This window comes from Brevibacterium luteolum (assembly GCF_013004595.1).
Lineage (GTDB): Bacteria > Actinomycetota > Actinomycetes > Actinomycetales > Brevibacteriaceae > Brevibacterium > Brevibacterium luteolum.
Genome location: NZ_JABEMC010000003.1, coordinates 311910 through 333090, shown reverse-complemented (window position 1 = coordinate 333090; position 21181 = coordinate 311910). Strand labels below are relative to the sequence as shown.

Sequence of the window (21181 nt, the reverse complement as noted above, 5' to 3'; positions counted from 1 at the left end):
GACTATGCACGTTCACCGCGTCGGAACATCAGGTCTGGAGCTCTCCGAGCTCGGACTCGGCACCTTCGACTGGGGTAGCAGGGTTGAGGCGGAGACCGCTCAGCAGCTCCTCGATTCCTACAGTGAGGCCGGAGGCACGACTCTTGAGCTGCCGTCGTTCGCCTCGCCGGCGGCCGATCTGCTCGGGAAGCTGACAGTCAGCCCCGAAGTCACTGTGTGCGCCCGTGTCGGCGTCGCCCAGCGCGGTGATGAACCGGTCCTCAGCCTGTCCCGGCAACAGGTGCTCAGACAGACCCGCCAGCTCATGCAGCGGATGCGCCGCGACCACATCGAGGTCCTCGTCCTCGACGGCTTCGACGTGACCACGCCGCTGGAGGAGACCGCCTCAGCACTCGAGACGCTGCTGAGCGCCGGGGACATCGACTATGTCGCCTGCGCTTATCATTCCGGCTGGCAGCTGGCCGCTGTCGCCGGCGCCGGCATCCCGGTGGTCGCTGCGTTCAACGAGCATTCGCTGCTCGAGCGCTCGGCAGAGACCGATGTCGCCCCGGCCGCTGACTATCTGGGCATCGGGATGGTCGCCGGTGCCGCGCTCGGCCGCGGCGTGCTCTCAGGCCAGTACGCCAGGGCCGTTCCGGCGGATTCGCGGGCAGCCGTCCACCGGGATGGCTATATGCAGGGGTATCTGAGCGATGATGCGCAGCGGATCGTGGCCGGCGTGAGCAAGGCCGCTTCGAGCCTGGAGATCGCCCCGGTCGATGTCGCGCTGGCCTGGATGCGCTCACAGGCGCCGGCCTGCAGCCTCATCAGCCCGCGTACGACCGATCAGCTCACGCAGCTGCTCAACAGCGATTCCGAACTGCAGCCGGAGATCCTCCAGGTCCTCGACCAGATCTCCGAACCCAGCTGACACCTCGGGCACGGCAACAGGCGCTGTTCAGGTGAGGGTGGGGCAGCAGCGCTTAGCGCTCACTGCTTGACGGTGACCTCATCGTCGTAATCGTCGTCGAAGTCGTCATCATCATCGTCTTCGTCGTAGTCATCGTCGAAATCATCATCGAAGTCGTCGTCATCGTCATCGTCGCCGAGGTCGGCCTTGGCATCTTCTTGATCATCGAAGAGCTCAAAGGGCGTGACCTCCTCGAATGCGCGATAGAGGGCGTCCTCGTAGATGTCGAAAGCCTCGGCCAAGGCCATGTACGTGGCTTCGACTCGCGGGTCCTCATCGGAGGAACGGTGAGCCGCTGCAGCGTAGTGCTCGCGGATTGCCGAAAGGAACTCTTCCAGGGCCACATCGGGTTCAAGGCTCATGCCTCCAATGTACCCCCCTTCTGCTGGCCGCGTCACCAGTTCGAGCCGATGACGAGGGGAATCGAATGTCATAGGGTAAGGACTATGGCCGTCCCGATCTTCGAACACCCGTCACCCGACCGGTTCATCGCCGGGACCGTCGGCCTGCCGGGTGAGCGCACCTTCTTCCTCCAGGTTGCCTCCGAGGGGGTTGTCACCTCGGTGACGCTGGAGAAGGAGCAGGTCGAGATGCTCGGAGAGCGGATGGACGAACTGCTCGACATGGTCCGGGCCAGGGGGGCCAGCACCGTGCCGATCCCCGTCGGCCCTCTCGAGGAGCTCATCGACAACGCCGGGCTGGCGATGCCGGTCGACTCCGAGTTCATCGTCGGCACGATGAGCCTGGGCTGGGACACCCAGGCCGGGCTGCTCATCGTCGAATGCTTCGAACTCACCCAGCAGGATGCCGAGTCCGGCACGAGCGGCGACCCGGATGACGACTCCCAGGAGCGCCGCTCACTCAAGGTGACGCTGACCGCCGGCCAGGCCCGCGAGTTCGCCCGCCGCGCCGATCAGGTCGTCAATGCCGGACGCTCGGACTGCCCCTTCTGCGCGCTGCCGCTCGACCCGGCTGGCCACATGTGCCCGCGCGCCAACGGAATCGCGCGCTGATGCCGGATATGACCACCCGCAGCGGGCACAGCGACTCCAGTCCCGACTGGCCGGAGATCTCCGTCCGCATCGACACTCCGACGCACCTGTCCGAGGCCGACGACACCGCCAGCATCGTCGAGGTGCTCGCCGCCGGCGAGGTCCACCAGCTCGGGCGCATCCCGCATGCGTCGAACGACACCCGGCTCATCACCGTATCAGCCGGTGACACGGTGCTGCGCGCAGTGTACAAGCCCGCCGCGGGGGAGCGGCCGCTGCACGACTTCCCGCACCAGTCCCTGGCCGGCCGGGAGGTCGCCTGCTTCGAACTCGGGCAGGCCATCGGCCTGCCGGTCGCCCCGCCGACGGTCATGCGCACCGACATGCCGGCCGGGCCGGGCTCTGTGCAGGCCTATGTCGAGACGCTCAGCCCCGGTGATGCGCTCGTCGACATCTTCGAACCCGACGAGGTGCCTGAGGGCTGGGCTGCGATCTTCGCGGCCATGTCCGAAGACGGAGAGGACCTCATCGTCGCCCACGCCCTGGCACCGGCGCTGCGGCAGATCGCGCTATTCGACCTCATCGTCAACAACGCCGACCGCAAGGCCTCGCACATCCTCAGCGGCCACTACCGCTTCGACGGCACCGCCCCCGGTGTGTTCGGCATCGACCACGGCCTGACCTTCCACGCCGAACCGAAGCTGCGCACGGTGCTGTGGGGCTTCTGCGGCGAACCGTTCACCCCAGCCGAAGCCCGGCTGCTGGCCGAGGTTGCTGAGAGCACCGAACTCCACCACCGCCTCGGGAACTGGCTCACCGATGCCGAGGCAGACGCCACCGCTGCACGTGCTGCCGGCCTGGTTGATCTCGGGGCGTTCCCGCTGCCACCGGCGACCCGGACGCCGATTCCGTGGCCTCCGCTGTGACCTGGGCACGCTGACGCCTCCCGTTCCCGCGGGCCGGGATTTCGGCCGTGTTGAGGTCGCTGATTACTCACTCGTATGCTGGGAGCGTGAAACCATGGCAATCTCCTGATGTTCCCAGGCTCTCCAGCTCCGGCCGCGGCCCCGACGTCTACTGCACTGCAGAGCAGGGACCCGTACAGGCGCCAGGCAAGGAGAAGGTCGCGCGACTCTACGTCTGCGGGATCACCCCCTACGACTCGACACACCTCGGTCACGCCGCCACCTATGTGGCCTTCGACGTGCTGCAGCGAGTGTGGCGCGATGCCGGTGTGGAGGTGTCCTACGTCCAGAACATCACCGACATCGACGACCCGCTGCTCGAGCGGGCCGACGCCACCGGCGTCGACTGGCGGGATCTGGCCGACGGTGAGATCGAGCGGTTCCGCGGCGACATGGAAGCGCTGCGCGTCATCGCCCCCGACCACTACATCGGCGCCGTCGAGAGCATCGACCTCGTCGTCTCAGCCGTGACCGAGCTGCTGCACAACGGCTACGCCTACCGGCTCGACAACGGCGACGTGTACTACCGTGTCAACGCCGCGATCAAACCGGCCTTTGGCTCGGAATCGCACTACGACCGCGAGACGATGATGCGGCTGTTCGGCGAACGCGGAGGAGACCCGGACACACCCGGCAAGGAGGACCCGCTCGATGCGCTGCTGTGGCGCGCCGAACGCGAAGGCGAACCGTCCTGGGACGGCGGCGAGCTCGGTCCCGGCCGACCCGGCTGGCACATCGAATGCGCGGCCATCGCCAATGAGTACCTCGGCTTCCCGCTCACCATCCAGGGCGGCGGCTCAGACCTCATCTTCCCGCACCACGAGATGTGCGCAGCCCATGCGACCGCGCTGACCGGTGAGCCGTTCGCGCAGGTGTTCATGCACACCGGCATGGTCGGCTACGAGGGCGAGAAGATGAGCAAGTCCCGCGGCAACCTCGTCTTCGTCTCCAAGCTGCGCGAATCCGGTGTCGACCCGATGGCCGTGCGGCTGACCCTGCTGGCCCACCACTACCGCTGCGACTGGAGCTACTCCGACGAGGTGCTCGAGCAGGCCCAGCAGCGCCTGGCCACGTGGCGCAAGGCCGCCGAACTCGGCTCGACGGTCAGCGCCGCTGACGTCATCGACGATGTGCGCCACGACCTCAGCGACGACCTCGACACGCCCTCAGCCCTGTCGACCCTCGACCGGTGGGCTGCCACGACGAGCAGCGAGGGCTCACGGGCCGACACCGAGGAGATCGTCGAGGCCATCGACGCGCTCCTTGGCATCAAGCTCTGAGGGCTTCTGCCTCGGAACTGACGACCGGCCCTGCACCTGATGGTGCCGGGCCGGTGCCGTCTCAGCTTCCGTCGCGGCGCCGGTGCTGCAGGTAGCGCTCGAACTCGCGGGCGATCGCCTCGCCCTTGGCTTCGGGCAGCTCGGAGGTCTCAGCGACCGATTCGAGGTGCTCGACGTGATCCTGCAGGTCGGGGTTGGCCTCGACGAACTCCTCGACACCGAACTCCCAGGCGCGGGCATCCTCGACGAGATCGTGCTGGGGGACGACGAACCCGGTCAGGTCCTCAAAAGCACCGAGCAGCGACAGGATCGCCTTCGGCGAGGTGGTGCCGGCGACATATCCGGGCACGGACACCGTCAGGGTGACCGCCGGGATGCGCTGCTCGGCGAGCATGACGGCGAAGATCTCCAGCAGGCCAGCGGTTCCTTCACCGTAGGCCGATTCGACGCCGTCGTAGGCGGAGACGATGTCGGACTGCTCGCTCGTGACCGCCACCGGCAGCGGCCGGCGGTGGGAGACCGCCGCGGCGGCACCGCTGATGAGCACCACCCGGTCGCCGGAACGCGCGCCGTCGAGCAGCACCTCGAAGGCATCAGCCCAGTAGAAGGTCGGTTCCGGTCCGATCATGACGATGACGTTGATCGGCGTGCCCGGCACCGTCCCGGTATAGGTCTCGATGCACGGCCATTCGACTTCAGCGCTCATACCGGAGCGGCGCAGCCGCGGGCGCACCAGCGTGTAGTCGTAGTAGCCATCGGTCAGCAGGTCCTCAGCCGGGCGCAGATCCCACGCCTCGACGAGGTGGTGCGCGGCGTCAACGGCGCTCTGACCTGCGTCATCCATACCTTCGACGGCGATGATCCGCAGCCAGCGATCGGAGGGAGGCAGAAAGTCCATGGGCACAGACTACGCTAGGAGGCATGCGACATTACTCGGCAGTCCTGTGGGACATGGACGGCACTCTCGTCGACACCGAACCGTACTGGATCACCGCCGAAACGGAGCTCATGCACGCCCACGGCCTCGACTGGGACGAGGAGAAGGGCATGCTCATGGTCGGTAACGAGCTGCTGACCTCTGCCCACATCCTCATCGCCCACGGCCTGACGCTGCCGGCTGAGGAGATCGTCGAACTGCTCCTCGACCGGGTCATCGAGCTCATCGGCGAGCATGTGCCGTTCCGGCCCGGAGCCCGTGAGCTGCTGGCAGACCTGCAGGCCAACAATGTGCCGTGCGCGCTGGTGACGATGTCGTATCGGCGGCTCGCCGAGGCCGTCGCCGCCGCCTGCCCGGAGGGTGCGTTCGCAGCCTTGGTCACCGGCGACGAGGTGCCGGCCGGCAAACCGGATCCGGCGCCGTATCTCATCGGCGCCGCACACCTCGGCGTGGCACCTGAGGCGTGTGTGGCGTTCGAGGACTCCGTCCCAGGACTCACGAGTGCCGAGTCCGCAGGCACCATCGCCTTCGGGGTGCCGCATCTGGTGCCGATTCCCGAACAGCCTGGCCGGCGGCTCGTGCCGACCCTGGAGGGGATGAGCGCCCAGTCGCTCGACGGTCTCATCGGCGAAGCCGTCCCGCACGGGCCCGGCGTCGCTGACGCCCAGCAGTCCGACGACGGCCACTGAGGCTGCAGGATCCTGCAGCCTGGCTCAGTCGGTGGTGCCTGAGAGCAGGTCGGCACCGGCGATCTCGGTGATCGCCGGAGCCTCTGGAGGTGTATTGCCCCATGCCGGGCACATCGGCTTGAACGAGCACCAGTTGCACAGCGGGGAACGCCGCGGACGCCAGCGCCCGGTCTGAGCGGCATCGGTGATCTCATTCCAGATGCCGCGAACTTCGAACTCGGTGCGCTCGATGTCACCCATCGTCGGCTGCATGTCGATCGAGCTGCGCGAACCGAGGTAGAGCAGCTTGAGGGTGTGCACAAGCTGGCCCTCTGCCAGGTAGTGCATGAGGGCATAGAAGCGCATCTGGAAATCAGCCTCACGGCCGTACTGCGGTTTGGGCTGCTTGCCGGTCTTGTAGTCGACGAGCCGCACCGCCCCGCCCGGGGCGGCATCGACGCGGTCGATGAACCCGCGTAGCACCGGACCGCCTTCGAGCGGCACCTGCACGAACTCCTCACGCCGATCCGGTTCGAGCATCTGCGGGATCTCCAACGCGAAGTACGACCGGCACAGCTCGGCTGACTCGTTGAGCAGCCGGCGGCGATCCTCCTCATCGGGGAAGAGCTCAGCGACGCGCCCGTCCTCGTCAGTCAGCCGGTTCAGCTCGATGGGAAGCAGCTCAATCGTCTTCTCCCACGTCCGTTCGGGAGCGACCGCGTCGAAGAGGCGTTCGAGCACCGCGTGGACGAGGGTGCCGCGGAAGGCGACCGGTGACAGCGGCTCGGGAATCTTGTCGACCGTGCGGAAGCGGAACTTCAGCGGGCACTGGACGAAGTCATTGGCCCGGGACGGAGAGAGCGCGACGAGTTTGGCCATACCCGAAACCCTACCGGCCACCGCTGACATCACTGACCGGTCTGTCCTCGGCATGGGCGCTCAAAGTCAGCAGGGCATCCCCTTTAGGATGGTGGACATGACTGAGGCGAGCACGAAGCCAAACCCCCCGGCCAAACGCACCGGGGCGTCGAACGGGCTCATCATCGGCCGGGTCTTCGGCGCTCCCGTCGTCCTCGCCTGGTCCTGGTTCATCGCCGCAGTCATCATCACGGTGCTCTTCGCCCCATGGGTCTCCAGCGTCCGGCCCGACCTCGGGATCCTCGCCTGGATCGTCGCATTCGCCTACGCGGTGTTCCTCTTCGCTTCCGTCTTCCTCCACGAACTCGCCCACGCCATCGCAGGAGCTGCTGTCGGGCAGAAGGTCGCTGCGATCGAGCTGAACATCTGGGGCGGCTTCACCCGGTTCGAACCCAAGATCGAAGAGGATCCGAAGCGAGCGGCCTCGACGAGCTTCATCATCTCCGTCGTCGGCCCGGTCATCAACCTCGTCCTCGCCGGTCTCGGCTGGCTGGCCATGGGCGCCTTCGAACAGTCATCGGTGGCGTGGCTGCTGCTCATCGCCGTCACGTTCGCCAATGCGGCACTGGGCATCATCAACCTGCTGCCGGGCATCCCGCTCGACGGCGGCTGGGCGATCCAGGCGCTCATCTGGCGCGGCACCAGCAGCCAGTACCTCGGCACCGTCATCGCCGCCTGGATCGGGCGGATCATCGCCACCGGATTCGTCTTCTGGGCTGTCGTCACCCCGCTGCTGCGCGGTGAGCGCCCCGACCTCATCACCGTGCTGTGGATGTCGGCGATCGCGTTCATGCTGTGGTTCTCCGCCAGCGACGCCGTCACCCAAGCCAAACGCGCCCGCCGCATGGAGACCTACGATCTGCGCTCCGTCATCCAGCCGGCGATCGCCGCCACCCACGATTCGACCATCGAGCAGACCCTCGGCTTCGCCGACTCGCTGGGCAAGGGCCCCTCAGTGATCATCGTCGTGCTCAACGAGCGCGGGCTGCCGTATGCGTTCCTCGATCGCCACGCCGCTTCGCAGGTGCCGATCGGGGCGCAGCGCACTGAGATGATCGCCGATTTCGCCCGGCCCTTCGGCGGGTGGATCGGCGTACCGGAAGACATCACGGCCCCGCACCTGCTCGAATCGCTGACCCACCGGCCGAAGGCCGCGTACTGCATGGTGATGCGCGGCTCGACCCTCACCGGTGTCATCGACTTACAGGAGTTCTTCGACGAACTCCTCGCCGACTGAGCTGCCAGCCACCGCGACGCCTGCGTTCACGCAGTGAGAGACCTGACCAGGCGGTCGGGCCAGGGACTAGAGTGGAGAGCATATGAATGCACAGCAGGCTTCCGGCGCGCCCGTGCGGCGCGGCCCCTTCCGGATCGGCGACAAGGTCCAGCTGACCGACCCGAAGGGTCGACTGCAGACGATCGTGCTGACTCCAGACGGCACCACCCACGCCCACACCGGCACGCTCGACCACGCCCAGCTCATCGGCCAGCCCGAGGGCGTCGTCGTGCGCAACTCCAGCGGCACCGCCTACCAGGCGCTGCGCCCGCTGCTGGAGGACTTCGTGCTGTCGATGCCGCGCGGAGCGGCCGTCATCTACCCGAAGGACGCCGCGCTCATCACCACGCTCGGCGACATCTTCCCCGGCGCAGTCGTCGTCGAAGCCGGTGTCGGCTCCGGTGCCCTGACCCTGTCGCTGCTGCGCGCGGTCGGCGACCAGGGCCGCGTCCACTCCTTCGAAATGCGTCCGGACTTCGCAGAGATCGCCGCCGGCAACATCGCTGACTTCTTCGGCGGGGAGCACCCGGCATGGTCGTGCACCACCGGCGATCTCGCCCAGGAGCTGCCGAAGGCCTTCGGACCCGGCGAAGTCGACCGGGTCGTCCTCGACATGCTCGCCCCATGGGAATGCCTGTCGGCCGTCACCGAGGCCCTCATTCCCGGGGGAGTGCTGACCATCTACGTCGCCACCGCCACCCAGCTCTCGCGCACCGCCGAGGCGATCCGCGCCACCCGCATGTACACCGAACCGCACGCGATGGAGTCGATGATCCGCGACTGGCACCTCGAAGGACTGGCGGTGCGCCCAGTCCACCGGATGATCGGCCACACCGGGTTCCTGCTCTTCGCCCGCCGGCTCGCTCCCGGCGTCGACCCGCTCGAGCGCAAGAAGCGCCCGCAGGGCTCCGAACCCAGTGCTGAGGACCGCGCCCACTGGGAAGGCGGAGAGTTCACCGACGAGACCATCGGCCACCGGTACGCAACCGGCAAGAAGATGCGCCGCCTCAAGCGCGAGGTCGGATCCCGGCAGAAGGCCGAGGACGCCGCCGAAGAGACGGCGGCAGCCGCCAACGACGACCCCACCGCGAAGGAGGACCAGTGAGCCCCACCACCCCGGATCCCACCGCGGATCTTGCCAAGCTGCGCAAGGACTCAGCCCAGCTGCGCCAGCAGCTGTTCAACGCCTCGAAGCGCAACGAGGCTCTGACGAAGACACTGCGCCAGGCACGCGACGAACTCGCCCGGATCCGCACCGAAGCCGAGCGGATGTCCGATCCGCCGAACTCCTTCGGCACCGTCCTGGAAGTCGTCACCGACGCTGAAGGCGTCCCCGAACTCGACGTCCACGTCTCCGGGCGCCGGATGCGCGTGGCGATCTCGACAGAGCTCGACACCGCTGAGCTGCGCCCGGGCATCCAGGTGCGCCTGTCCGAAGGGCTCGTCGCGCTCGAAGCCTGTGACTACAACCGGGTCGGCGATGTCGTCACCGTCCGCGAGGTGATGAGCGATGACCGGATCCTCATCGGCACCCCCGGAGACGACGAGCAGGTCTACATTCTCTCAGCTGTGCTGCAGGAGGAGGGCGTGCGTCCCGGTGACGCCGTGCTCGTCGACACCCGCACCCGGTTCGCTTACGAGAAGATCGCCAAGCCCGAGGTGTCCTCGCTGCTGCTCGAGGCCGTCCCGGACATCTCGTACAACGACATCGGCGGTCTGGAAGCCCAGATCGACATGATCCAGGATGCTGTCGAAATGCCCTTCGAGCATCCGGAACTCTACACCGAGCACGGCCTCAAGCCGCCCAAGGGCATCCTGCTCTACGGTCCGCCCGGCTGCGGCAAGACGCTCATCGCCAAGGCCGTTGCCCACTCCCTGGCTCAGCGCCGCGGAGATGCGACGACGCGTTCGTACTTCCTCAACATCAAGGGCCCTGAGCTGCTCGACAAGTACGTCGGCGAGACCGAACGCCAGCTGCGGCTCATCTTCGCCCGGGCACGGGAGAAGGCGACAGCCGGTTCACCGGTCGTTGTGTTCTTCGATGAGATGGAGTCGCTGTTCCGCACTCGCGGCACCGGCAAGTCGTCCGATGTCGAGACGACGATCGTCCCGCAGCTGCTGGCCGAGATCGACGGTGTCGAGCAGCTAGAGAACGTCATCGTCATCGGTGCCTCGAACCGCGAGGACCTCATCGACCCAGCGATCCTGCGCCCAGGCCGGCTCGACGTCAAGATCCGCATCCAGCGCCCGGACCGCTCTGGTGCTGCCGAGATCTTTTCGAAGTACCTCGTGCCGGAGCTTCCGCTGCACGAGACGGTGCTCGACGCTGTCGAGGGCTCACGCGTGCAGGCCGTCGAGGCGCTCATCTGGCGGTGTGTGGAGCGGATGTACGCCCACAGCGAGGAGAACGAGTTCGTCGAGGTCACCTACGCTGACGGCAGCGCCGAGGTGCTGTACTACTCGGACTTCGCTTCCGGTGCGATGATCTCCAACATCGTCGACCGGGCGAAGAAGCATGCGATCAAGGCGCTGCTGGCCGACGGGCAGCGCGGCATCAGCTGGGAGCACCTTGAGCAGGCGATCGTCGAGGAGTTCTCCGAACATGAGGACCTGCCCAACACCTCGAACCCGGATGAGTGGTCGCGAATCTCCGGCCGCAAGGGCGAGCGCGTCACCCACCTGCGGATGCTCGGCCAGCAGCGCTCACAGGCTGCTGAGGCCGATGCGCGAGCCGAACGCGACCGGCAGCTCGACGCCGAGGTGCGCGCCGCCCCGGGCACGGTGGGCGAACCGGAGACCGCGACCCCGGACCCGGACCTGCTGTGAGCCGGGGCTGCCCGTCAGCTCAGCGCGCCGAGCGTCCGGCTACGGCGGTGGCGATGACCCGCCAGCCGACGAGAGTGACGAGGTTGAGGCTGGCGGCCACGACGATGAACGGGCCCTCGGTGCCCTCGCCGGTCAGCGCCCGGATCACAAGACCGAGCAGCACGGTCGTCGCCCACAGGCCGGTGCCGGTGCGCAGCGGCGCGAGCGGGGCGGCCCAGACGGCGTTGAGCAGCCAGGCGATGACGAGCCCGGCGAGGAACGGCCAGGCGGTGCCGAGGATCTGCTCGGGCACCAGCGACTGGTGGTGCGTGTAGTGGCCGACGACCGTGAACAGCGCGACCAGGCACGCGTCGACGACGATGGCGATGAACAGGTGAGATGATTTCTTTGCAGCCACGCAACGATTCTACGTCCGCGCCGGCGGCAGACAGGAGGAGGACATGCTGAGTGTCACACGGGTCATGGGAGCGGAGACCGAGTTCGGGATCTCTCAGCCCGGTCGCCCGCACGCCAACCCGATGCGCGATTCCGCCCGCGTCATCGACGCCTACGCAGGTCCGCGGGGCCTGAAGTCCTCTCAGAGCTTCTGGGACTTCGACACCGAATCGCCGCTGGCTGACGCCCGCGGCTTCATCATGAACGAAGCCCAGGCCCACATCTCGCAGCTGACCCACCTGCCGCAGGCGCAGCCGGACGCCCAGTACCTGGCCAACGTGGTGCTGGAGAACGGCGCCCGCTACTACGTCGACCACGCCCACCCCGAGTACTCCTCACCGGAGACGCTGACCCCGCGCGATGTGGTGCTGTGGGACCGGGCCGGGGATGTCGTGGCGCTGCGCTCGGTCGAGGCGCTGGCCGGTGGCGAGGAGCCGGTCAATCTGTACAAGAACAACACCGACTCCAAGGGCGCAAGCTACGGCGCGCACGAGAACTACCTCGTCGACCGGAATGTCGACTTCGATGAGCTGGCCGCCTGCCTCATCCCGTTCTTCACCACCCGGCAGATCCTCTGCGGAGCCGGCCGGGTCGGGATCGGTGCCTCGGGGGAGGAGCCGGGCTATCAGATCTCCTCGCGGGCGGACTTCTTCGAAGCCGAGATCGGGCTCGAGACGACGCTGCGCCGGCCGATCGTCAACACCCGCGACGAACCGCACGCCGATCCGCTGCTCTACCGGCGCCTGCACGTCATCATCGGCGATGCGACCATGGCCGAGCCGGCCACCCTTGTGCGCTTCGGTTCGACCTCGCTCGTCCTCGGTCTCATCGAGTCTGGCCGGTGCCCGCGCATCGAACTCGCCGACCCGGTCGCAGCCCTGCAGCAGGTGTCCCATGACCTGAGCCTGTCCGCCCCGCTGGAGCTGGCCGACGGATCGCATATGACCGCCATTGAGATCCAGCGGCTGTACTGGCAGGCCGCCGCCGAGGCGGTGGGCGCCTCAGCAGATAAGGACACTGTCGAGGTAGTCGAGATGTGGGATAGATTCCTCACCGAGCTGGCCGAGGACCCGATGCGGCTTGCCGCCGAGATCGACTGGGTCGCCAAACTGCAGCTGCTGACCCGCTATCAGGAACGCGAATCGCTGCCGTGGAACCACCCGAAGCTCGCCCTCATCGACGTGCAGTACCACGACGTGCGCCCGGCCAAGGGCCTGTTCTACAAGCTCGAGGCAGCCGGGCGGATCCGGCGGTTCACCACCGATGAGCAGGTCGCCCACGCCGTGGAGAACCCGCCGGAGGACACGCGCGCCTACCTGCGCGGCCGCGTGGTCGAGAAGTTCACCGACTCCCTCATCTCCGCCAGCTGGGACTCCCTCGTCTTCACCACCGGCGGCGAACGGCTGGTCCGGGTGCCGATGAAGTACCCGCTCAAGGGCACCAAGGAGCTCGTCGGCGAGATCGTCGAGTCAGCCGGCAGCGTCGATGAGCTGTTGAAATCATTGGGCATCACTACACTTGAGGACAGCAGTCCCCGAGTCCACCGCGACAGGAATGAGGTGTGAGATGAGCGGCCAGGAGCAGATCCGCCACAATCGCAAGGACGGTGCCGAACCGCCGGAGGAGGCACCGGTCGCCCCGCAGGCGCAGACCCAGATCAGCACCGAGGCCGTCGACTCGATCCTCGACGACATCGACTCGGTGCTGGAGACGAACGCCGAGGAGTTCGTCCGCAACTTCGTGCAGAAGGGCGGCCAGTGAACACCGGCTTCGATCCCGCCTTCCTGTCAGCCACGACGAACTCGTTCACCGACTTCGCCCGCACCGTCGCCCCCGATGTGCTGCCGCACATCTCACCTGAGCAGCTCGTCGCCGGCTCCGGTGAGCGGGCCGGTGTGCCAGACGGTACGACGATCATCGCGTTCAAGACCGCCCACGGTGTGCTCATGGCCGGTGATCGGCGGGCCACAGTCGGCAACCTCATCGCCAGCCACATCATCGAAAAGGTCCACGCCGCCGACTCCGCCTCGGTCATCGGCATCGCCGGCACCGCCGGCCTGGCGCTCGAGCTCATCCGCCTCTTCCAGCTCGAACTCGAGCACTACGAGAAGATCGAGGGCACCCCGCTGTCCCTAGAGGGCAAGGCCAACCGGCTGGCCTCGATGCTGCGCGCCGGACTCGGGCTTGCGATGCAGGGCCTGGCGGTCGTGCCCCTGTTCGCCGGCGTCGAACCCGGCCGGGACTCCGGACGGATCTTCAGCTTCGACGTCACCGGCGGCAAATACGAGGAAGTGAACTTCCACTCGATCGGCTCCGGTTCCGGGTTCGCCCGCGGTGCGCTCAAGAAGCTGTGGTCGCCTGGCCTGTCCGAGGCCGGGGGAGTGCGGGTCGCTGTCGAGGCGCTCATCGATGCCGCTGATGACGACTCGGCCACCGGCGGACCGGACTTCGTCCGCCAGGTCGCCCCGGTCGTGCGCGTCGTCGACGCCGACGGCGTGCGCCGGATCCCCGAATCCGAGGTGCTGCAGTACGCCACTGCGGTCGTCGCCTCCCGTGCAGAAGGAGACCGCCCATGAGCGCACCGTTCTATGTCTCTCCCGAACAGCTGATGAAGGACCGGGCGGAGTTCGCCCGCAAGGGCATCGCCCGCGGCCGCTCGGTCGTCGTGCTGCGCTACGACGACGGGATCCTGCTGCTGGCCGAGAACCCGTCGGCGACCCTGCACAAGATCGCCGAGATCTACGACCGGATCGCCTTCGCCGCTGTTGGGAAGTACAACGAGTTCGAGACGCTGCGGCAGGCAGGCGTGCGCTACGCCGATCTGCGCGGCTTCTCCTACGACCGCGCCGATGTCACCGCCCGGGGGCTGACGAACGCCTACGCCCAGACCCTGGCGAGTGTCTTCACCACCGAGTCGAAGCCCTTCGAGGTCGAGCTCGTTGTCGCCGAGATCGGCGAGCATCCCTCCAGCGACCGGCTCTTCCGCCTGTCCTATGACGGATCGGTCGCCGATGAGAACGAGCATGTCGCCATCGGCGGGCAGGCCGAGGAGATCGGCAAGCGGCTGTCCGGGCTGCGCACTGCCGGCAAACCGCTGGCCGAGGTGCTCGCCATCGGCCACACGGTGCTGGGCACCGGACGCGACGAGGACGTCGACCTCGACGATCTCGAAGCCGCCGTGCTCGAACGCTCCGCGTCCTCGCACCGCACGTTCCGCCGCCTGCAGCCTGATGATCTGCGCGCCCTGCTCGCAGCCCCGGCCACCGGCGAGGCGACCGGCAGCGAGGCAACCGGGAGCGGCGAGGCGACCACCGCCTCGGGCACGGACACCCAAACCCGGGAGGACGAGGGCCAGTGAAGCGGATCTTCGGACTCGAAACCGAGTACGGGCTGGCATACACGCAGGGGCAGTCCCGGCGGGTCGGGCCCGAGGAGATCGCCCGGTACCTGTTCCGCCCGGTCGTCGAATGGGGCCGGTCGTCGAACGTGTTCCTGCCCAACGGCGCGAGGCTGTACCTCGACGTCGGCTCGCACCCGGAATACGCGACGGCCGAATGCGACCGGCTGCCCGATCTGCTCGCCCAGGACGCCGCCGGCGACCAGATCATGGTCGAGCTGCTGGCACAGGCGCAGGAGGCGCTGGCTGCCGACGGGATCGACGGCCGCGCCCACCTGGTGAAGAACAACGTCGACTCCGCAGGCAACTCCTACGGCAGCCACGAGAACTTCCTCATCCGCCGCTCGATGGACTTCTCCCATCTCACCAGCGTGCTGCTGCCCTTCCTCGTCACCCGCCAGCTGCTCGTCGGCGCCGGAGCGATCATCCCGGCGAAGGTGACGACCGAGCTCAAGCCAGCCGATTCGAACCGCGCGAACCCCCACGCCCCGGCCCGCACCCCGCAGCTGAACCCCGGACAGCTGCAGTTCGGGCTCTCCGCCCGCTCCGACGTCATGTGGGAGGGCGTGTCATCGGCTACAACGCGGTCGCGGCCGATCATCAACGCCCGTGACGAACCCCATGCCGATGCCGAGAAGTACCGGCGCCTGCACGTCATCGTCGGCGACTCGTCGATGTCGCAGACGACGACCGAGCTCAAGGTTGGCTCCGCGGCCCTCGTCCTCGACCTCATCGAGACCGGGGTGCCGATCGAGGACCTGAGCCTGCGCAATCCGATCCGCGACATCCGCCGGGTGGCCCGCGACCTGACCGGCCGCACCGAACTCGGACTCGCCTCAGGGCAGACGATGACGACCCTGGAGCTGCTCGGCATCTACCTGCGCCGGGCACAGAAGCTCGTCGCCAAGGGCGACCACAGCCTCGGCGACGATGCGACCGCCGAGCGTGTCATCGACCGGTGGCAGCGCATGCTCACCGCCGTGGACACCGGTGACTTCGCACCCGTGGCAGGCGAGATCGACTGGGTCATCAAGCGCCAGCTCTTCGACCGTTACGTCGCCCGCGGGGACATCGAACTGTCTGATCCGCGCATCGCCCGGCTCGACTTCGCCTACCACGACCTGACCCCGCAGACCTCGATCTTCAAGCAGTTCGAGGACAAGGGCGCAGCCGCCCGCGCCGTCACTCCTGAAGCCGTCGAGCAGGCACGCCACCATCCACCGGCGACCACGCGGGCGCACCTGCGCGGCCGGTTCGTCTCCGGAGCCCAGGGTGCGGGCAAGGACTACACGGTCGACTGGGTGCACCTGCGGCTCAACGACCAGCTGCAGCGGGCGATCGTGCTCAAGGACCCGTTCTCCGCTGAGCACGAACAGGCCGAGAAGCTCATCGCCGGACTCGACGGCCAGCCTGCCTCGTTCGACGTCTGACCGCCCCTGCCGGTCATCAGAGAGCATCAAGCCTGTGTGGGTGTGACGCACAGTGCCATGCCAGTAAGATTCTGTACGTTTGTGGAGATCACTCCGACCTGAGAGGAATGCCCGTGCGAAGAACCCTCATCGGCGCGCTTGCCGTTTCAGCGCTGCTGCTCACCGGCTGCGGTGCCGACGACAGCGCCGAAGGCAATCCGGCTGAGAACCCGACCGTCGACGCGTCGAATGCGAAGTCCACCTCGCTTGACGACGTCGAGGTCACCGGCGAACCCGACCAGAAGCCGGAGGTCTCCTTCGAGGCCCCGCTGGTCATCGAGAAGCCGGAGAGCACCGTCGTCTCCGAAGGCGACGGGCCCAAGGTCGAAGAGGGCCAGCAGGTGACAGCGAACATGACGCTCGTGTCGGGCAACTCCGGTGAGATCGTCGAATCCGGCTACGACACCAAGCAGCCCTCCGGCTTCCCCGTTGACAAGGCCCAGATCAACGAAGCGCTCTACGACGCCGTCATCGACGTGCCGGTCGGATCTCGGGTGCTCATGAGCCTCAACGGGGCAGCGAAGTCCGGCGATGATCCGGAGACGCTCGTCTACGTCATCGACATCGTCAACGCCGAGAAGCTGCCCGAGCCGCTGGAGAAGGCCGAGGGCACCGAGAAGGAGCTGCCGGCTGGCCTGCCGAAGGTCACCCGCGACGACACCGGCAAGCCCAGTGTCGAAGCCCCTGAGGGCGACGCGCCCAAGGAGCTCGTCGTCGAGCCGACGATCGAAGGCGACGGACCGGTCGTCGAAGAGGGCCAGACCGTCCAGGCCCATTACTCAGGCTGGCTGTACGACGATGTGACGAAGACCTTCGACTCCAGCTGGGACCGCGGCGAGCCGTTCTCCTTCAACGTCGGTGCCGGTGAGGTCATCAAGGGCTGGGACGAGGCCGTGGCCGGCCAGAAGGTCGGCTCGCAGCTGCTCGTCATCGTGCCCCCGGACAAGGGCTACGGCGAGCAGGGCTCGCCGCCGAGCATCCCCGGCAACGCCACGCTCATCTTCGTCGTCGACATCCTGTCCGCCACCGGCGGCAAGTGATCCGAGAACTGCAACCGATCTACGAGAAGAGGAATCATGGCCAAGACGAAACCCGAAGTCGACTTCCCCGGTGAGAACCCGCCGAGTCAGCTCGAGATCATCGACGACATCGTCGGTGACGGCCCAGAGGCGAAGGCCGGCGATACCGTGTCCGTCCACTACGTCGGGGTGGCCCATTCCACCGGTGAGCAGTTCGACGCGTCCTGGGACCGCGGCCAGCCGCTGCAGTTCAAGCTCGGCGTCGGCATGGTCATCCGGGGCTGGGACGAAGGAGTGCAGGGCATGAAGGTCGGCGGACGCCGCACCCTGCGCATTCCGCCGCACATGGCCTACGGCCCCTCGGGGGTCCCCGGGGCGATCGCTCCGAACGAGAGCCTCATCTTCGTGTGCGACCTCGAAGGCGTCAGCTGAACCGCTGAACCAGCCTCAGCGGCTGGCCTGGGCTCAGGCCAGCCGCCCAGCTGCACAGGTGCCCGCCGCAGCAGCGGCGATGAAGGACAGCGGGTCCTCAGACAGACCCCGTCCCATCGTCGACAGCCGCACGGGCACCTGCTGCAATTCACCCAGCAGACCCCGCGGGTCGACCCACTCGATGTCATGGCGAGCAAGCTCGGGCAGCTGGGAATCGACCGTGTCGATGACCGCACGCGGATCGGCACCATCAGCGCCGATCGCCGCCGTCACCTCCTCGTCGCTCAGCTGTGTGAGATCCGGCAGCGGGACGAGGCAGCCGGGGTTGGCCGCCATTCCGACAGCGGTGAGTGTGTGATGGGAGATGCCGTAGTGGCGGCCGCGGGCGTCCGCATTCGACATGCGCGCCACGGCGATCGGCAGCCCGCCGAGGAACGCTGCGGCATTGAGATGATCGGCGACCATCATGCCGGTGAACCCGTACGGGGTGCCGGTGCCGAGGTTGCCCGGGCCCTGGGAGACGATGACGACATCGGCGCGGGCCACCTCGGCGGCGGCCAGCAGCGCCGAATGGATCGTCACCGCCTCATAGTCCCCGCCGTAGGCCTGCCCGACTGAGATCGTGGCAGCCAGCCAGCCGCGCTCACGCAGCTCAGCGACCGAGCGGGAGAACGACAGCGGCAGGGCAGCCCCGTCGGTCATGACATAGGCGACCCGCGCCTCGGGCGCGGTGGCCTGGATGCCGGCGAGGATCGCTGGCAGCGCCGAGTGCAGATCGGCGACGATGACCGGCAGGCCGGAAAGCGAGGCGGTGTCGCGGATCATGGTGTGGTGCTCGGATTCCTGGTCGTCGACGCCAAGCACCATCGTCTGCAGCGGCGTGTAGCGGTCCTTGACCATGTGGCCTGGCTGCGGCGGGGGATCGGCCGGCAGGTTCTCCGGCAGGGCGACGATGAGCCCGAAACCGCCGGTGCCCAGCCTGCGGGCCAGCGCCGAGACGTTGACGAGCACCCGGTCACCGGCCGCCGGTGTGCCAACGATGTCGGTGTAGGCGATTGCGCTGATGACCCGGTCGCCGTCCTCGCTGCCGGGCAGCGGTGCGGTGAGTTCGACACGGGTCTGGTGGACGCCCGGCCAGGTCTTGGTGACCTCGCAGACGGTTCCTTCACGCCAATGGATCATGTGCTTAACCGTACCGGGCAAACGTAGTAGCTTAGAAGCGTGAACCAGATACGCCAGGCCACCGAGCGGCTGCTCAACCTGCTCATCGCCCTGCGTGCCGCCTCCGGCTGGGTCGACCGCGACACGCTGCGGCGCAAGATCAGCGGCTATCACGACCTGAGTGACGAGGCCTTCGACCGGATGTTCTCCCGCGACAAGGACGCGCTGCGCGAGCTGGGGATCGAGATCTCGACGACGAACTGGACCGACATCGGCTCGACTGACACCGTCTACGGCTACCGGATCACCAACGAGGACTACGAGCTGCCGGCCATCGACTTCACGCCTGCCGAAGCCGCTGCGCTGTCGGTCGCTGCCGACTGGTGGCGCTCCTCACCGGCAGCCGGGCAGGCCGAACGCGCCCGCTACAAGCTCACCGGCCTCGGCACCGAGCTCAGTCAGCCGGCCACCGGCCCCGAGGCGTCGGTCACCCCGTCCCCGGAGTTCTGGCCCGGGGATGTCGCCACCGCCATCAGCGTCACAAGCGAACGCCTGCCGGTGCGCTTCTCCTACCGCAAGACCAGCGGCGAGACCGCCACTCGCACCCTGGAGCCCTATGCGCTGCTGACCCGCGGCAACCGCGTCTACCTCATGGGCCGCGATGTCGACCGGAAGGCAGTGCGCACCTTCCGGCTCTCACGCATCATGGGCCGGATCCGCAAGGCCCCCAGGCGCACTGCCGGGGACTACGAGATCCCAGCCGGCTTCGACGCCGCCGCCCACTTCGACCCCGGCCCGGAGGCCGGCACCCGCAGGCAGGCGGTCATCGCGATCGCCCCGGGCCGGGCCGAACCGCTGCGCCGGGAGGGCATCCACACCGGCACGACCGCCCGCGGCTGGGACACCTTCAGCCTGGAGTACGAAGATGAGGAGCTGTGTGCGACGACGCTGGCCGAGTTCGGCCCCAGCGTGCGGGTCATGAGCCCGCGTGACCTCGCCGCAGCCCACCGCGTGCATGTGCAGGCGACGATCTCGGCACTCACTGGGCTGGTCTCCGGTGAGTCCGGCCCGGGTTCGCCCGCCGGCGCAGGGGAGGAGGATGACAATGGCGCAGACGACACCTGAGCGGCTCAGCCGGCTGCTCGGCTTGGTCCCGTACCTGACGGCGAATCCGGGTGCTGAGCTTCATGAGGTGGCCGAGGCATTCGGATGCACCCGGGAGGAGCTCATCGACGATCTGGAGCTGCTCTTCGTCTCCGGCCGGCCCGGGCACATGCCCGATGACCTCATCGAAGCCAGCTGGGAGGACGACCGCATCTACGTCTCCAACGCCGAGGAGGTCTCCGTCCCGGTGCGCCTCTCACGCGCCGAAGCCGGCACCCTGACACTGGCACTCGAGACGATCCTCGCCCTCGATCCGCCCGATGCCGAGGCGGTGGAGAGCGCGAAGGACAAGCTCGCAGCCGCAGCCAGCCTGGGGGAGTCCGGGCAGCGCTTCGACATCGTGCTCCCACCGGTCGACCCGCAGGTCAAACGCGTCGTCGAGGACGCCCTGGCCAGCGGCGACGACCTGCAGCTGTCCTACTATGTGCCCAGCCGCGATGAACTCACCGAACGGGTCGTCGACCCGTTGACGCTGAGGCTGTCGGGCCGCTGGTACCTCGAAGCCCACTGCCACACCGCCGGCGGGCTGCGCAGCTTCGCCCTCGACAACATCCGCCGCATCCGCCCGGTGCCCGCCCAGGAGCACGCGTCTCCGGCAGACCCTGCCGATGCCACCGCCCCCGAGGCGGAGGGAACCTCGCGCACACAGCCGGCCGGCGCCTCGGGCACGGTGACGATGTCGCTCACGAGCACCGGTGCCCGCTTGGTGGAGGACTTGCCGGTCCAGACACGGTATGACACTCATGGTCCAGGCACGGTGACGATCACCCTGCCGGTCTACGACCAGGCGTGGCTGGTGCGCTGGCTGCTCGCCCACGGCAGGCATGTCATCGCCCTCGACCCGGTCGATGCCGCCTATGAGACGCTGCGGCAGTCGGAGGCCGCGTACGAGGAGATCAGCTCGCCGCCGCACCGCGCTGCCGGGTAGTGCACAATCCGGCGGTGTGAAGCACCCGGCCGGAAGGACTACAATTGAGGCAGTCATTGCAAAGGAGACTCCATGCGCCCGACCCCTGTTCACTTTCTCATCCTCGTGCTTGTCATCATCGTCATCTTCGGTGCTGCCAAGCTGCCGATGGTGGCCAAGAACCTCGGCAAGTCGATGAAGGTGTTCAAATCCGAGGTCAAGGACCTCCGCGACGATGACAGCGCCGATGACGAGGCCAAGGAGATCACCGACGCGCAGCGCCGCGCCGACACCGGTGGCTCCCACCGGGCCGAGAGGACTGCAGAGGAGCGCATCGGCGAACCCCGCACCGAAGGTGAGCCGCGGCACGACGACCGCCTCTGAGG

Annotated in this window: 23 protein-coding genes; 18 read left to right on the top strand and 5 right to left on the bottom strand. The window is 67.7% G+C overall.

The genetic code is table 11. The features are described from left to right. Positions 1 to 4: 4 nt before the first annotated feature. Positions 5 to 910: an aldo/keto reductase gene (locus HLA91_RS07045; RefSeq protein ID WP_170274102.1), complete on the top strand. Its 906-nt coding sequence runs from the start codon at positions 5 to 7 to the stop codon at positions 908 to 910. 59 nt (positions 911 to 969) lie between these two features. Here HLA91_RS07045 and HLA91_RS07040 read toward each other — a convergent pair whose 3' ends face one another. After that, complete coding sequence (locus HLA91_RS07040) at positions 970 to 1311, bottom strand: hypothetical protein (RefSeq protein WP_170274101.1); 342 nt, start codon at positions 1309 to 1311, stop codon at positions 970 to 972. 84 nt (positions 1312 to 1395) lie between these two features. On the opposite strand from HLA91_RS07040, the gene HLA91_RS07035 reads away from it, so the two are divergent. From HLA91_RS07035 to mshC, 3 genes are all read left to right on the top strand, one after another. Next, positions 1396 to 1962: a DUF3090 domain-containing protein gene (locus HLA91_RS07035; RefSeq protein ID WP_170274100.1), complete on the top strand. Its 567-nt coding sequence runs from the start codon at positions 1396 to 1398 to the stop codon at positions 1960 to 1962. Between the two features lie 8 nt (positions 1963 to 1970). Continuing rightward, on the top strand, positions 1971 to 2867 hold the full coding sequence (locus HLA91_RS07030; protein WP_170274099.1) for an SCO1664 family protein: 897 nt from the start codon (positions 1971 to 1973) through the stop codon (positions 2865 to 2867). A gap of 86 nt (positions 2868 to 2953) precedes the next feature. Continuing rightward, positions 2954 to 4186 (top strand): cysteine--1-D-myo-inosityl 2-amino-2-deoxy-alpha-D-glucopyranoside ligase, encoded by a 1233-nt coding sequence (gene mshC / locus HLA91_RS07025; RefSeq protein ID WP_102160101.1) that lies wholly within the window; start codon positions 2954 to 2956, stop codon positions 4184 to 4186. A gap of 61 nt (positions 4187 to 4247) precedes the next feature. On the opposite strand, the gene HLA91_RS07020 is transcribed toward mshC, so the two are convergent. Further along, entirely contained in the window at positions 4248 to 5084 is an 837-nt protein-coding gene (locus tag HLA91_RS07020; RefSeq protein WP_102160099.1) for a PAC2 family protein, read from the bottom strand. A gap of 23 nt (positions 5085 to 5107) precedes the next feature. On the opposite strand from HLA91_RS07020, the gene HLA91_RS07015 reads away from it, so the two are divergent. Then, the gene (locus tag HLA91_RS07015) at positions 5108 to 5812 is read left to right on the top strand and encodes an HAD family hydrolase (protein ID WP_102160097.1); all 705 of its coding nucleotides are present in this window, start codon (positions 5108 to 5110) and stop codon (positions 5810 to 5812) included. Positions 5813 to 5836: 24 nt separating this feature from the next. Here the strand turns inward: HLA91_RS07015 and HLA91_RS07010 are convergent, their stop codons facing one another. After that, positions 5837 to 6670 carry a RecB family exonuclease gene (locus HLA91_RS07010; RefSeq protein WP_102160095.1) on the bottom strand — a complete coding sequence of 278 codons (834 nt, stop codon included), beginning with the start codon at positions 6668 to 6670 and terminating at the stop codon, positions 5837 to 5839. Positions 6671 to 6767: 97 nt separating this feature from the next. Here HLA91_RS07010 and HLA91_RS07005 point away from each other — a divergent pair, with 97 nt between their 5' ends. The 3 genes from HLA91_RS07005 to arc all read left to right on the top strand — a co-directional run bounded on the left by HLA91_RS07005 (position 6768) and on the right by arc (position 10811). Beyond that, positions 6768 to 7946: a site-2 protease family protein gene (locus tag HLA91_RS07005; RefSeq protein WP_170274098.1), complete on the top strand. Its 1179-nt coding sequence runs from the start codon at positions 6768 to 6770 to the stop codon at positions 7944 to 7946. 82 nt (positions 7947 to 8028) lie between these two features. Beyond that, entirely contained in the window at positions 8029 to 9090 is a 1062-nt protein-coding gene (locus HLA91_RS07000; protein WP_102160091.1) for a tRNA (adenine-N1)-methyltransferase, read from the top strand. Then, positions 9009 to 10811 carry a proteasome ATPase gene (arc, locus tag HLA91_RS06995; protein ID WP_420867901.1) on the top strand — a complete coding sequence of 601 codons (1803 nt, stop codon included), beginning with the start codon at positions 9009 to 9011 and terminating at the stop codon, positions 10809 to 10811. The genes HLA91_RS07000 and arc overlap by 82 nt, the downstream gene beginning before the upstream one ends. Before the next feature lie 19 nt (positions 10812 to 10830). On the opposite strand, the gene HLA91_RS06990 is transcribed toward arc, so the two are convergent. Continuing rightward, a complete protein-coding gene (locus tag HLA91_RS06990; protein ID WP_170274096.1) occupies positions 10831 to 11208 on the bottom strand; it encodes a DUF3054 domain-containing protein in 378 nt (125 codons plus the stop codon). Between the two features lie 43 nt (positions 11209 to 11251). On the opposite strand from HLA91_RS06990, the gene dop reads away from it, so the two are divergent. From dop to HLA91_RS06955, 7 genes are all read left to right on the top strand, one after another. Then, complete coding sequence (gene dop / locus HLA91_RS06985) at positions 11252 to 12811, top strand: depupylase/deamidase Dop (RefSeq protein WP_170274095.1); 1560 nt, start codon at positions 11252 to 11254, stop codon at positions 12809 to 12811. Between the two features lies 1 nt (position 12812). Further along, positions 12813 to 13007, top strand: coding sequence for a ubiquitin-like protein Pup (locus HLA91_RS06980; RefSeq protein ID WP_102160085.1), 195 nt, complete (start codon positions 12813 to 12815; stop codon positions 13005 to 13007). Then, complete coding sequence (prcB, locus tag HLA91_RS06975) at positions 13004 to 13822, top strand: proteasome subunit beta (RefSeq protein WP_165882947.1); 819 nt, start codon at positions 13004 to 13006, stop codon at positions 13820 to 13822. Before HLA91_RS06980 ends, prcB begins: the two co-directional genes overlap by 4 nt. Then, positions 13819 to 14604, top strand: coding sequence for a proteasome subunit alpha (prcA, locus tag HLA91_RS06970; protein WP_165882948.1), 786 nt, complete (start codon positions 13819 to 13821; stop codon positions 14602 to 14604). The genes prcB and prcA overlap by 4 nt, the downstream gene beginning before the upstream one ends. Further along, positions 14601 to 16073: a Pup--protein ligase gene (gene pafA, locus HLA91_RS06965; protein ID WP_170274094.1), complete on the top strand. Its 1473-nt coding sequence runs from the start codon at positions 14601 to 14603 to the stop codon at positions 16071 to 16073. The genes prcA and pafA overlap by 4 nt, the downstream gene beginning before the upstream one ends. A gap of 113 nt (positions 16074 to 16186) precedes the next feature. Then, positions 16187 to 17152: an FKBP-type peptidyl-prolyl cis-trans isomerase gene (locus tag HLA91_RS06960; protein ID WP_259797221.1), complete on the top strand. Its 966-nt coding sequence runs from the start codon at positions 16187 to 16189 to the stop codon at positions 17150 to 17152. Between the two features lie 36 nt (positions 17153 to 17188). Next, the gene (locus tag HLA91_RS06955) at positions 17189 to 17563 is read left to right on the top strand and encodes an FKBP-type peptidyl-prolyl cis-trans isomerase (RefSeq protein WP_102160075.1); all 375 of its coding nucleotides are present in this window, start codon (positions 17189 to 17191) and stop codon (positions 17561 to 17563) included. A gap of 33 nt (positions 17564 to 17596) precedes the next feature. Here the strand turns inward: HLA91_RS06955 and HLA91_RS06950 are convergent, their stop codons facing one another. Beyond that, positions 17597 to 18745 (bottom strand): DUF3866 family protein, encoded by a 1149-nt coding sequence (locus HLA91_RS06950; RefSeq protein ID WP_170274092.1) that lies wholly within the window; start codon positions 18743 to 18745, stop codon positions 17597 to 17599. A 39-nt stretch (positions 18746 to 18784) separates the two neighbouring features. Here HLA91_RS06950 and HLA91_RS06945 point away from each other — a divergent pair, with 39 nt between their 5' ends. From HLA91_RS06945 to tatA, 3 genes are all read left to right on the top strand, one after another. Beyond that, positions 18785 to 19849, top strand: coding sequence for a WYL domain-containing protein (locus HLA91_RS06945; protein WP_170274091.1), 1065 nt, complete (start codon positions 18785 to 18787; stop codon positions 19847 to 19849). Beyond that, positions 19830 to 20816, top strand: a complete 987-nt coding sequence (locus HLA91_RS06940; protein WP_170274090.1) for a helix-turn-helix transcriptional regulator — start codon at positions 19830 to 19832, stop codon at positions 20814 to 20816. The genes HLA91_RS06945 and HLA91_RS06940 overlap by 20 nt, the downstream gene beginning before the upstream one ends. 72 nt (positions 20817 to 20888) lie before the next feature. Continuing rightward, entirely contained in the window at positions 20889 to 21179 is a 291-nt protein-coding gene (gene tatA, locus HLA91_RS06935) for a Sec-independent protein translocase subunit TatA (protein ID WP_102160070.1), read from the top strand. Positions 21180 to 21181 lie beyond the last annotated feature (2 nt).